We start from the raw sequence: 12,853 nt of genomic DNA, 5'->3' as shown, positions 1-12,853 counted from the left end.
ATATGATAAGCTTGTACGAATTATGTTTGCAACTTTTTATACTTTTAAGAAGCGACGAATTGACATTACACTTCCCCACATACCGATTAAAGCACCGATTAACACTAGTAAACCAGCTAATTGGAATACGAACGGACTGTATGGTAGAAGCTCGAAAATTGTTCCGCCAAGTTTTTCATTAAACACACCTTGCAACGAATTATACGTAATTAGAATTAGGCCAATTGGAATAATTGATCCTAATACTCCTAAGAATAATCCCTCTAGCAAGAATGGCCAACGAATAAACCAGTTTGTTGCACCAACAAGTTTCATAATTTCAATTTCTGTACTACGAGCATAAATTGTAATTTTAATTGTATTAGAGATTAAGAACATCGCTGTGAATAAAAGACCAGCAATTAACGCAATCCCAATGTTACGACCAGTTTTTACAGTATCAAATAATCGTTCAACTTGCCCTTTTCCGTACTGAACATTACTAACAAACTGCATTTTTTCAACCTTCTTCGCGATTGTCGCTGTATCGGTTGGTTCTTTTGCTTTTACAACGAATACGTTTTTAAGTGGGTTATCTTGTTCAAATAACTCAAACGTTTTTCCACTATCACCTAAGCTTTTAATTAAACGTTTTAACTCTTCTTCTTTAGAAGAATATTTAATAGAATCTACTTTTGCAATCTTACTCATATCTTCTTCTAATTTCTTTTGATCCGCTTCTTTTGCAGCTGGATCAATGTGTACACGAATCTCTACATCTTGCTCTACTTTCGTCGCAAAATGGTTCATATTCATAATCGCTGTTAAAAAGACACCTACAAGTAATAATGTAACTGTTACTGCACTAACAGAAGCAAATGTCATCCATCCGTTACGTGATAGATTCTTTACACCTTCTCGCAAATGTCGACTAAGGGTCTTAGCCTTCATATCCGTATCCTCCCTCAATCTCATCTCGAACAATTTTTCCGCCTTCAATCGCGATTACACGATGACGGATTGTATTTACGATATCTGCATTATGCGTCGCCATAACGATCGTTGTGCCGCGCTCATTAATGCGAGTAAAAATATTCATAATATCAAGAGCTGTTTCAATATCTAAGTTACCTGTTGGCTCATCGGCAATTACAACCTTTGGTCTATTTACAATTGCTCTTGCAATAGCCACACGTTGTTGCTCCCCACCTGAAAGCTCACTTGGAAGTGCGTCTGCACGATCTTCAAGGCCTACAAGACCTAGAACTTCTGTTACACGCTCACGAATTGCATCCGGTTCTTCTTCAATTACTTCTAAAGCAAACGAAACATTCTCATATACCGTTAATTTAGGTAGCAATTTAAAATCTTGGAAAATTACGCCTAATTGACGACGAAAATACGGAACGTCTCTTTCTGCCAATGTTTCGATAGTAAGTCCATTTACATTAATAGATCCTGTAGATGGTTTCTCTTCACGATACATCATTTTAATAAATGTAGATTTCCCGGCTCCACTCGGTCCAACTACGTATACGAATTCACCTTGTTTAATGTTAACTGTAAGACCAGCAATGGCTTTCATACCATTCGGGTACTCCTTATAAACATTCGTCATTTTTATCATTATTTATCACCCAATACTTAATGATTTTTTTCGAAATACTTTTCTGTACATCTGAAAATAAAAGACATCCTTCATTTTCATTTAGTCATCCTTGTTGAAGGTAGTTTACTTATGCTTTCTCATAAGCAATACCACTCTATGTAATATATTTCAGCAAAATTCTACAAACCTCATTGTAACATCAAACGGTTTCCAATTTGGATACATTTTTGTTACAGTTATGTTACATACCAGAAAAAAGGAAAACGAGTTGACTATATTATCAACTCGCCCATTTCACCTTTTTTATTTATGTTCAGCTAACCATTCAGATACTTTTTTCGCATCTTCACCTTGAATAAGTCCTGGTGACATTGAACCACGGCCTTTTTTAATAATCTCTTCGATATCTGCAGCGTCGTACTTACCGCCTACTTTTCTTAAATCAGGTCCAGTTGCCCCTGATAAATCTGTTGCGTGACATCCCGCACAACTTCTTTGGAAAATTTGTTCTGCGCTGTCTGTGCTTGCAGACTGTTTCGAAGACTTACTCTCTTCTTTATTTCCGCATGCTCCTAAAGCAAAAACAACCGATGTCCCTAGCGCAATAGCCAACAATTTCTTTTTCACTTCTATCGCTCCCTATTGTTGATATTCTTTTTATTCCTAACACACTCATTTTCATTATAAGCATTATCTTTATATAGAAAAACTAAGGTGTATTTTATATTCCTCAAAAATACAGTGAGAACCTTGATAAAATAAAGCTTTCATAAGTTGTTTCAATTCTGTGAACAACTTAAAAAACTTCTATAAAGTATCCTTTTTAAAAGGAAAATTAGAAAAGTTCTATATAAATCTTTACCCTATTACCGCTCTATTTTACTATTCTCTACTTTTTACAAAACAATATACAGCATTGTAATCTACATATAATCCCATCAAAAAGAGAAGTTGTCGTTTCCAACTTCTCTTCCTCTTTACTTCATCTATAAAAATAAAATCAAATTCTTTATATCCTCTATTGTCCTCAGCATGCGCCAACAATTTCGTTGGCTTTTTTTCGCTTATTAGATGCGAGAACGTAAGTAAGCATCAATAAATGGATCAATCTCTCCATCCATAACAGCTTGTACGTTACCAACCTCCGTATTTGTACGATGGTCTTTTACAAGAGAATACGGGTGGAATACATAAGAACGGATTTGGCTACCCCATCCGATTTCTTTTTGCTCTCCGCGAATTTCATCTAATTCTGCTTGTTGCTCTTCTAGTTTCTTTTGATATAATTTCGCTTTTAACATTTTCATCGCATGCTCACGGTTTTTAATTTGAGAACGCTCCGACTGACATGTTACAACCGTATTTGTCGGTGTATGTGTAATACGAACTGCTGAATCTGTCGTATTTACGTGCTGCCCACCAGCTCCACTTGCTCGGTACGTATCAATTTTTAAATCTTCTGTACGTACTTCGATTTCAACTTCATCATTGAACTCTGGTACAACTTCACAAGATACGAACGATGTATGACGGCGCCCTGAAGAATCGAATGGTGAAATACGTACAAGACGATGTACACCTTTCTCTGCTTTTAAGTAACCGTAAGCGTTATGACCTTTAATTAATAAAGTTACACTCTTAATACCAGCTTCATCACCTGGTAAATAATCAACCGTTTCTACTTTGAATCCGCGTTTTTCAGCCCAGCGTGTGTACATACGTAATAACATAGAACCCCAGTCTTGTGACTCAGTTCCACCTGCACCTGGATGTAATTCTAAAATCGCATTATTTTTATCATAAGGATCACTTAATAGTAACTGAAGCTCATACTCATTCATTTCTTGAATTAAGCCTTTTACTTCTGATTCTAATTCCTCATGTAAATCTTCATCATACTCTTCTTTTAAAAGCTCATGCGTGATTTCTAAATTTTCAAACGTCTCATCTAACTGACGGAACTTTCCAACCATATCTTTTAACGCATTCGCTTCATTAATTACAGCTTGTGCGCCTTGTTGGTCATCCCAAAATCCTGCGCCCATCATTTTTTCTTCTAATTCTGCAATTTGTTTCTCCTTAGTAGGGAGGTCAAAGAGACCCCCTAAAAGCCGCTAATCGCTTAGCCATTTTCTCTAATTCCTGTCTAATTTCTACTAATTCCATTTCCTTCACCTCTATGTAATTGCTGTTACTTTCGTATGAAAACAAGGGAAACTCTCTCCACTTATTACGGAGAGAGTTTAATCCTTCTTAATTATACATTTTTGATATAAAAGTTTGCAAAACAGCCAAAGCTACCGTCCTATATTACTGAACGATACCACAGCAGTTTTTATATTTTTTACCGCTACCACATTTACATAAATCGTTGCGGCCCACTTGGTCACCTTTTACAACTGGCTTTTTCTTTGCTTCTTCGCCATCGCTAGAAGGATGAACAGCTTCACCTTGAACAACTTCTTGACGTTCTAAGTTTTGTTCAATTTCAGCTTTCATAATGTAACGAGAAATTTCCTCTTCAATAGAAGCAACCATTGACTCGAACATCGCGAACCCTTCCATTTGGTACTCACGAAGTGGATCGATTTGACCGTAAGCACGTAAATGAATACCTTCACGAAGGTGATCCATTGCATCAATATGCTCTGTCCATTTCGTATCTACAACGCGGAATACAACAACCTTCTCAAACTCACGCATTTGCTCTTCTGGCATAAGCTTTTCTTTTTCATTGTATCGCTCTATTAATTTCGCGATAATCGGTTCGCTCATTTCCTCAGGAGCAAGGCGACGTAATTCTTCTTCTTTTACATCTCCGTCTTGAAGAAGGTTTGTATTTAAGTAGTCAACAAGACCTTTAATGTTCCAATCTTCTTCAATTTCCTCTTGCGTATGAAGGGCAACAGCACGTTCTACTGTAGATTTCATCATACCTTCAATAATGCCGCGTAAGTTGTCAGACTCCATTACCTCTTGACGCTGTTTGTAAATAACTTCACGTTGTTGACGAAGTACATCATCATATTGCAGTAACTGCTTACGTGCATCATAGTTATTTCCTTCAACACGTTTTTGTGCAGATTCTACCGCACGAGAAACCATTTTACTTTCAATCGGCTGAGAATCATCCATACCAAGGCGGTCCATCATTGCTTTCATATTATCTGAACCAAATCGGCGCATTAATTCATCTTCCATCGATAAGTAGAACTGCGTAACACCAGGGTCCCCTTGACGACCAGCACGACCACGTAACTGATTATCAATACGACGACTTTCGTGACGCTCTGTACCGATAACTGCTAAACCAACGTTTTTCACATCGTCTCCAAGCTTAATATCTGTACCACGACCTGCCATGTTCGTCGCGATTGTTACAGCACCTTTCATACCAGCCTCTGCAATGATATCTGCTTCACGAGCATGGTTTTTCGCATTTAAGATGTTATGACGTACACCTTTACGCGTTAACATTTTTGAAATAAGCTCTGAAGTTTCAATTGCAACTGTACCTACAAGAACAGGTTGCCCTTGTTTATGACGATTTACAATATCCTCAACAACAGCATTGAACTTACCTTCCATTGATTTAAAGATTAAATCGGCACGATCATCACGAATAATCGGTTTGTTTGTCGGAATTACAATAACGTTCATATTGTAAATGTTACGGAATTCCTCTTCCTCTGTTTTCGCTGTACCAGTCATACCAGATAATTTTTCATACATACGGAAGTAGTTCTGGAATGTAATTGTTGCAAGCGTCATGCTTTCATTTTGAATTTCTACACCTTCTTTTGCTTCAATCGCTTGGTGTAATCCTTCGCTATAACGACGACCTTTCATAAGACGACCAGTGAATTGGTCTACAATTACGATTTCGCCTTCTTGTACAACATAATCTGTATCACGGTGCATAACAACGTGTGCACGAAGTCCCTGATTAATATGGTGAAGAAGTGCTACATGTTTTAAATCGAATAAGTTTTCAATATGGAAAGCTTTCTCCGCTTTCGTAATACCATCTTCTGTTAGCATTACATTTTTCGTTTTCACATCAAATGAATAATCTTTTTCATTTTCTAACGTACGAACAAATGCATTTGCAAACATGTATAGCTCTGTTGATTTTTGAGCTTGTCCTGAAATAATAAGCGGCGTACGTGCTTCATCGACTAAAATAGAATCGACTTCATCGATAATAGCAAAGTGAAGTGGACGTTGAACGCACTGCTCTTTATATAAAACCATGTTATCACGTAAGTAATCGAATCCAAGCTCATTATTTGTGCTATACGTAATATCAGCAGCATAAGCCTCTTGTTTCTCTTCGCGTGACATACTATTTAAGTTAATTCCTACCGTTAAGCCAAGGAACTCATGAAGTTGTCCCATTTCGCTCGCATCACGTTGTGCTAAATATTCATTGACTGTAACAACATGAACACCTTTTCCTGTTAAAGCATTTAAATATACAGGTAATGTAGATGTTAACGTTTTACCTTCACCCGTTTTCATCTCAGAAATATTCCCTTCATGTAAGGCAATACCACCCATTAACTGTACGCCATATGGACGCATTCCAAGAACACGAGTTGCCGCTTCGCGAACAACCGCGAAAGCTTCAGGTAGTAGATCATCTACTGTTTCACCTTTTGTTAGACGTTCTTTAAATTCAAGCGTCTTTCCTTTTAATTGTTCATCAGTTAGTGGCTTAATAGATGACTCTAATGCATCAATTTGCTCAACTGTCTTTTGCATACGTTTAATTTGGCGTTGATTTACATCAAACACCTTTTTTAAAATACCGATCATAGGAAATACGCTCCTCTTTTTATTAAAATAAAACTTCCGATTGTTTTTCTTTTTCTCTATTACAATCAGTCGTTATAAAAATCAAATGTATGTTATGCCAATTTTTCTCCTAATTAAAAAAACTAAAATGTATATACCTAATGATAATTGTAACACTTGTCTTATAACTATGACAACAATCGGCAAGATGTCGGGCCTTATATTCAAAAAAAGTTTTTATTTCATTTGTTACGTTCCTTTTCTCTGTCTCGCTATTTCAATTTCACGTTACAAATTTCGTATTAAATCTAAGTCATATTCTTTCAAGTTTCCTTTTAAAGAATATGACTACCAGAAATTCCTTAATAAAATCTAAATCGACAATTACAAAAAGCCGGAAACTTTGCAGGTGCAGCATCCATAGATACTTACACCTACAAAAAAACTCCGACTTTAAAAGATATTGTTATGTTGCAAGATCTACAAACACCATTAAAATATAGCTGTATCAATCATAAATTTTATTAATTTATCGGTATTTCTAATTCATGATATTTCCCTTTTTTATCCTTTATACAAGAAATGAATTTCACTTTAGTTGATTCATTTGAAAAGTTTTTATAATTTTTATAAGGGTCATCTCCTATAAAATAATTTGTCCCTATATACCCTCGTACTGTTTTACCAGCAGGTATTACAGGATCAAACTGATATTTTTTAGGTAATTCCATTGAATAAGGGATTAAATTATAAAACTCACCTATTTTAGAATAAAACATTGTATCGGAAATAGACTTATTACTAAGCAAGTTAATATCTCGATTTGTTGTATTTGTAATATCTAAAGGTAAAACATACGTCACTACTTCACGGTCTTCATAGGGATCATAAACTTTTGTAGGATCAAGAGGATTGAGTGCATGAAACGTAACTCCTTGCCCATCTTCAAAAGTTCTATTAGATAAAAACTCATCTTTTACCACTTTATAAGATTCATTATTAAGATTTAATGTTTTAAATCTTAATAAACTAGCAAATATACATAGCAACAGACACAATCCAATACTTATTAAGATATGTTTTCTCGTCACTCTTAATCTACCAACTTTCCATTATTAACATGTACAATACGATCTACCATTTCATTATCTAGAACATGCACATCATGACTGGCTACAACAATAGTCGTTCCCTTGGCTTTTTCTACTTTCAAAATATCTAAAACATCTTTTATCCCATCACTATCTAAAGCATTAGTTGGCTCGTCTAATAACAGTAATTTTGGTTGTTCCATTAAAGCTTGCGCTATCCCTAAACGTTGTTTCATACCTAAAGAGTATCTTTTATACTTTCTCTTATCTGTTTTATCAAGTCCAACCCTTTGAATAATATTATAAATCTCCTCATCGGAGATTTTATTGTTAATCGATGATAAAAATTTCAAATTCTGAAAACCAGTATACCCTGGAATAAAACTTGGATATTCAATCAATATTCCCATAGAATCAGGAAATTGCTTTTGTTTTCCAATTATTTCATTATCTATATAAACAACTCCAGAATTCAAGCGCATTAACCCTGATATAGCGCGTAAAATCATCGTTTTACCAGAGCCATTATGCCCCTTCAAAACTAAAAATTCGCCTTTTTTTACTGACAAACTAATATTATCTAACACAATATTTCCTTTTAATCTTTTCGTCATACATTCACATTTAATATAATTGTCCATAAATTATTCACCTATCACATCTAGTTTTTTAAAACAAAAACTACCTAATAAAATCATTACAACAACAATTACTACTCCTATTAAAAGTAAATCATTATATTGAATAGATTGATTATTACCTAAAGTCAATTGAATTGAACTGTGATCAACAAAATACCAACGATTTGGCATAACAAAAGAGCCTAAAAAATAAATACTATGAAAGAAAATAGACAAAAATAGGTACAACAACATTAGTACAAAAACAATAGTTATCGGTATATAAAAAGTTAAAAACTCAAAAATCAAAGCTAATAAAAAGCTTATAATTATTTGAATTAGCATAGTACCTAATATCTTATAAGGAAATTGACTATATAAATTTAAAAAATTATACTCGCCTAAAGAAAGCAAATAGTAAGCGCTAAACCAAATAAAATACATACCAATCCAAATAATAATTATATAAAAAAACAAAGATAATATTTTCGTTAACCACAGAAAATGCTTCTTCTTAACACGAGGAAATAAATAAACACCATTCTGTTGAATATCTGAAAAAGCAAAATTCCCTACAAGCAACAAAGGAGTGATTTGAAAGAATATCCAATAAAAAGGGATAGAAAATCGCCCCTCCTTATAAAAATAAGATAAATCCACAAAATCTACTCCATGAAAAAATCGATAAAAGGTAACATCTACTAATACAGATTCTTTACCATTACTAAGAGGCTGATTGTATAAAAAGGCAATTGCAATAATAGCGTAAATTAAGAATAAAAAAACCAGTATCTTGATGGAATCTCGAAACCTTACATATAAATCTCTTTTTAACAAATAATATAAGATCATAATGTAAACTAGACCACCTCTGTCTCATCATTCATAGAAATATAACTTTTTTTAGATAAAATCCATACACTTATAAAAAAGATAAAAAAACAGCCAAATAAGCGTATAAATAAACCAGTAGCATCTTCAAAGACATTTATATAAAAAGCATTTGTAAATAAAAATCCATGTAATATAAATCTATCTAATAAAACAGCAGTAATCATATATATTATTACAAGTAAACTAGGTAAAAATAATTGCAATAAAGCACTTATCATACATATAAAAACACTCGCAAATAATTGAATGCAAAATAATAATGGATAATTTACATCAACACTAGTTACAGCCATCATAGTTGACATCAAAAACAAATGTAAAATCATACTCCCAGCAAAAAAGTAAACAAAAACGAATAATTTTAAATAATATATAGAAACTAATTTCAATACATTATTCACTCTGTAAACAACATAAATACTAAAAAAGTTCGACATAGAATATACAGAAAAAACAATTGTTAAAGGAATAAATATAGTCGACAAATTATACAACGACATAACCTTATACAAAGCTTCCAATTCGTTCATTTTCTCTTTTACAATTCCGGGTTCAAAATAATTGAACAAGCAACCAATGATACTAACATTAAGTACAAAAAGAATACTTAACCAAACATATTTCATCCTTATAGTTTCTTTCATAACATTATAAAAGAACATGCTTCCTACTCCCCCGTAAATAAAGAACTACAGAACAAAACCAAATACATAACAGTACACTAAGAAAAATTTGTAATTCAAAAAAGCCAAAATCTTTAATTAAATAATCTTTAGGATTGAGAATCCCTTTTCCAATACCAAGCCAAAAAATATGTAAAATAAATGGAACTAAATAAATAAAATAAACTCGTTTTATAAAAAACGAAACTGATAAAGCTAAACTCGAAAAAACCGCACCGTATAAACCATTTAAAAATACATACATTAGAAAATATAAAGTAGGGTACTTATAATAAACTATATGAAATTGAGCTGTTGGCGAAACAGTAGAAGCCATATAATTTAATATTGGATGCGGAGCAACTGTTGGATAAGTCATCACATATAAATAAAAATTAAATAGTAAAGGGACACTTATAATAAAAAAAGATACAATAAAATTAATAAAATAAAGCAGCTTAAAATAATAACATGTTCCCATCTTAGAAATAACAGGATAAATAAATCCATAATTTTTATCAATTCTATAAATCCCTGCTACAGCCATTGCGGAAAGCATAGGAAATATAAGTAAATAAAACTCACTATAAAACGATAATCTATTAAAATATAAAATATTAGATAAATATGGGGATACCTTTATAATCCCAGCATCGTTAAATCCTTTAGTTGTCACAAACATAGCAATATATTGAGCAATAACAATTACTAACATAATAAATAAAGACAACCAAAACATCCTACCTTTTAAAATCCTTCCTAAAAAGTAACTCATCTATAGCTCCTCCATAAACCATTAAATTTAAATCTTTTTTAATATGAACAATTGATCCGCAACACCATAACATTTCTTTTCTTTATTTAACCAAATGTAACGAAAAGAAACATTTGCTCTCTCTCCTTCAAATTTAGGAAACTCAACTTCATACTGATAAACATCATTTGCACCTTTTCTTTTTACACTCTTAACTTCTTGTTTCCACTGAATTACTTCTCCATCAGTTTGTTCAATCCGTCCCAAGAGATACGTTGGTTTTTTCTTATTCGTAACACCCGTCAAAAAAACATAATAATTTTCTGGTATAACTCCTAATTTCAATTTTTCATTTGAAAGCTTATCCTCTATTAAACTATCATTTTTTTCTATTTGTCCTTGAAAGAAATCATCACCATTTTCACTTTCCAAAAACACTTGTTCAAAAATAGTATTTTTGTTAATTCCTTTTAATTCAATACTTTTCAAATTATCTTTTTCCGTTAAAGTATCTTCAATATGTACAATAGGTTCATCTACTTTCTTTTGACAAGAAACTAAGAAACTAATACTCAATATAAAAAAACAAACTAAAATATATTTTGAAATAAACCTCATTACAGCTCCTCCTATTTTAAAAATGAAATAGCAGGAAAAGTCGTATAATCCGGATTTGAAACTATACGACTTTTTCTAGCACTATAAAATAAATAATTTCAATTTATAATTTCTAAATCAATATTCAATGTAAGGTCCACTAGGTCTTACACTATCAGGACTCCAAGCAGTAGGATAAGCATTATTTTCTCTAGAATAACCACCAAATCTCACAGGCACATTTTTCCCATGGTTTTCATATGCATAATTTTGAAAAAGATATGTTCTACCTGGTATCACTGTTCCTTCATGCTTACCTGAAACATTTACCCATTTTCTATCTTCTGCATTTTTATTTTTATCTGCTTCTGTCCAAACATTGAAAGAACCTCCGCCCTTCTCACTGCTCTTCACACGCATATACATAGAGGTAGGCGTCTCTTTAGGACGTGCATTAGTATAATCATATGGACTCCAAAGTCTAAAGGTAAAATTCACATGGTCATCCCTTGTACTAGCCTTAGCCGGTTCGGTTAAAGCGAAAGTACTAGCTAAAATACCTAACGATAAAACAGATCCAAACATAAAACGACTTTTTTTCTTAATGCCCACTAAAAGCACCTCCGATAATTTGTAGCATTATATTGATTGTATTTTTCCACTGAAGGAACAAAATCAATATAATACAATATTATGGTAACAACACCTCAACACACCTTCAATGGATTTCAGAATATTTAATATTACTTTTACACTTGTGAACATTTCGTTAAATTTTTAAAAACAATACTATATCCCTAGCAAAGAATTACTTGTAAAGGTAGCTACATTCCTATGCTTGTTCCAAATAATAAAGAGTAACTCACCTCTCTAAGTTTCGAATTTTCTCCTGCTGTTTTGAGGAAATACCGCCTAAAAATCACTTCTTAATGAAATCGGCTACTTATAAAACTTTTTTAACCTTGCTGCGAAAAATACAAAAAAAGCGCAGCCATTTCGGCTGCGCTTTCGAATTATTATTTAGTTTCGATTAAACCGTATTTCCCATCTTTACGGCCATATACAACATTAGTTTCGTTTGTATCAGCATTTGTGAAGACGAAGAAATTATGTCCTAGCATATCCATTTGTAGGATTGCCTCTTCAACGTCCATCGGTTTTAAATCGAATCGTTTTGTACGTACAAGTTCTAATTCATCTTCTTCTACCTCATCCAAAACAGCTACTGCTTCTGGAAGGATAAAGTTCGTTTTCATAGAACCTTTCTCACGTAACTTACGATTTACTTTTGTTTTATGTTTACGAATTTGTCGCTCAATTTTATCAACTACTAAATCGATAGCAGCGTACATATCGCTATTAGTTTCTTCTGCACGAAGTAATAAATCAGTAAATGGTATTGTTACCTCGACACGTTGCTTGTCAGAGTATACTTTTAAATTAACTTTAATCTCTGGGAATGTATCAAAATAACGCTCTAACTTACTTAGTTTTTTCTCTACATATTCCTTTAATGCTGGAGTTACTTCAATATTTTCACCACGAATGTTGAATTTCATAGATGAATTCCTCCTTTCAAGCCTATGTATTATAATTTCGACATTGGCTTAAAAACTCCTTCTAACTTTTTTAAAAAAATTAGTGGAATTGCAATTTTTTTATCGTTTTTTGTTGAAATGAAAAGATGCATCGTTTCTATCTTTATTTTATCCTATTAACATCGTGAATAACGAATGTTTCTGTGGACAATTCGTTACAGAAAAGAAACAACTTTTTGACAACTTACCCTACAACAAAAACCCCTTGCGAAAAACAAGAGGTTCTACTACATATATATAACGTTGCCACAA

Annotated in this window: 13 protein-coding genes and 1 pseudogene; 1 reads left to right on the top strand and 13 read right to left on the bottom strand. The window is 32.9% G+C overall.

What is annotated here, in order from left to right; translation table 11 throughout:
* Positions 1-36: 36 nt before the first annotated feature.
* The 5 genes from ftsX to secA form a co-directional block, all read right to left on the bottom strand.
* Positions 37-930, bottom strand: a complete 894-nt coding sequence (ftsX, locus tag HFD78_RS09585; RefSeq protein WP_000645027.1) for a permease-like cell division protein FtsX — start codon at positions 928-930, stop codon at positions 37-39.
* The gene (ftsE, locus tag HFD78_RS09580; RefSeq protein WP_000594321.1) at positions 920-1,606 is read right to left on the bottom strand and encodes a cell division ATP-binding protein FtsE; all 687 of its coding nucleotides are present in this window, start codon (positions 1,604-1,606) and stop codon (positions 920-922) included. The genes ftsX and ftsE overlap by 11 nt, the downstream gene beginning before the upstream one ends.
* 285 nt (positions 1,607-1,891) lie before the next feature.
* On the bottom strand, positions 1,892-2,215 hold the full coding sequence (cccB, locus tag HFD78_RS09575; protein ID WP_000727971.1) for a cytochrome c551: 324 nt from the start codon (positions 2,213-2,215) through the stop codon (positions 1,892-1,894).
* Positions 2,216-2,655: 440 nt separating this feature from the next.
* Positions 2,656-3,754, bottom strand: a protein-coding gene (gene prfB / locus HFD78_RS09570; protein ID WP_096001716.1) for a peptide chain release factor 2 whose coding sequence is annotated in 2 segments (ribosomal slippage) — positions 2,656-3,681 and positions 3,683-3,754 — 1,098 coding nt in all. Because the reading frame shifts where the segments join, the coding sequence is not laid out codon by codon here.
* 144 nt (positions 3,755-3,898) lie between these two features.
* Positions 3,899-6,406, bottom strand: a complete 2,508-nt coding sequence (gene secA / locus HFD78_RS09565; protein WP_000579388.1) for a preprotein translocase subunit SecA — start codon at positions 6,404-6,406, stop codon at positions 3,899-3,901.
* A 357-nt stretch (positions 6,407-6,763) separates the two neighbouring features.
* Here secA and HFD78_RS30065 point away from each other — a divergent pair.
* Positions 6,764-6,913: pseudogene (locus HFD78_RS30065) on the top strand (tyrosine-type recombinase/integrase); the annotation flags it as partial.
* Here the strand turns inward: HFD78_RS30065 and HFD78_RS09560 are convergent.
* From HFD78_RS09560 to hpf, 8 genes are all read right to left on the bottom strand, one after another.
* A complete protein-coding gene (locus HFD78_RS09560; RefSeq protein ID WP_033668381.1) occupies positions 6,910-7,437 on the bottom strand; it encodes a hypothetical protein in 528 nt (175 codons plus the stop codon). The pseudogene HFD78_RS30065 and the gene HFD78_RS09560 overlap by 4 nt on opposite strands.
* Positions 7,438-7,478: 41 nt before the next feature.
* Positions 7,479-8,117, bottom strand: coding sequence for an ATP-binding cassette domain-containing protein (locus HFD78_RS09555; RefSeq protein ID WP_000371027.1), 639 nt, complete (start codon positions 8,115-8,117; stop codon positions 7,479-7,481).
* A 3-nt stretch (positions 8,118-8,120) separates the two neighbouring features.
* Complete coding sequence (locus tag HFD78_RS09550) at positions 8,121-8,885, bottom strand: hypothetical protein (RefSeq protein WP_033667451.1); 765 nt, start codon at positions 8,883-8,885, stop codon at positions 8,121-8,123.
* A gap of 71 nt (positions 8,886-8,956) precedes the next feature.
* Complete coding sequence (locus HFD78_RS09545; protein ID WP_191968067.1) at positions 8,957-9,652, bottom strand: hypothetical protein; 696 nt, start codon at positions 9,650-9,652, stop codon at positions 8,957-8,959.
* Positions 9,639-10,427 (bottom strand): hypothetical protein, encoded by a 789-nt coding sequence (locus HFD78_RS09540; RefSeq protein ID WP_000120044.1) that lies wholly within the window; start codon positions 10,425-10,427, stop codon positions 9,639-9,641. Before HFD78_RS09540 ends, HFD78_RS09545 begins: the two co-directional genes overlap by 14 nt.
* Positions 10,428-10,454: 27 nt before the next feature.
* Positions 10,455-11,024, bottom strand: coding sequence for a hypothetical protein (locus tag HFD78_RS09535; RefSeq protein WP_044584982.1), 570 nt, complete (start codon positions 11,022-11,024; stop codon positions 10,455-10,457).
* Between the two features lie 117 nt (positions 11,025-11,141).
* A complete protein-coding gene (locus HFD78_RS09530) occupies positions 11,142-11,615 on the bottom strand; it encodes a hypothetical protein (RefSeq protein WP_000511548.1) in 474 nt (157 codons plus the stop codon).
* A 404-nt stretch (positions 11,616-12,019) separates the two neighbouring features.
* Positions 12,020-12,562, bottom strand: a complete 543-nt coding sequence (gene hpf, locus HFD78_RS09525) for a ribosome hibernation-promoting factor, HPF/YfiA family (protein ID WP_000671186.1) — start codon at positions 12,560-12,562, stop codon at positions 12,020-12,022.
* Positions 12,563-12,853 lie beyond the last annotated feature (291 nt).

The sequence above is a fragment of the Bacillus sp. EKM501B genome, assembly GCF_011800505.1.
Lineage (GTDB): Bacteria > Bacillota > Bacilli > Bacillales > Bacillaceae_G > Bacillus_A > Bacillus_A cereus.
The sequence above is the reverse complement of the archived record's forward strand: the minus strand, read 5'-3'. Positions and strand labels throughout refer to the sequence as shown.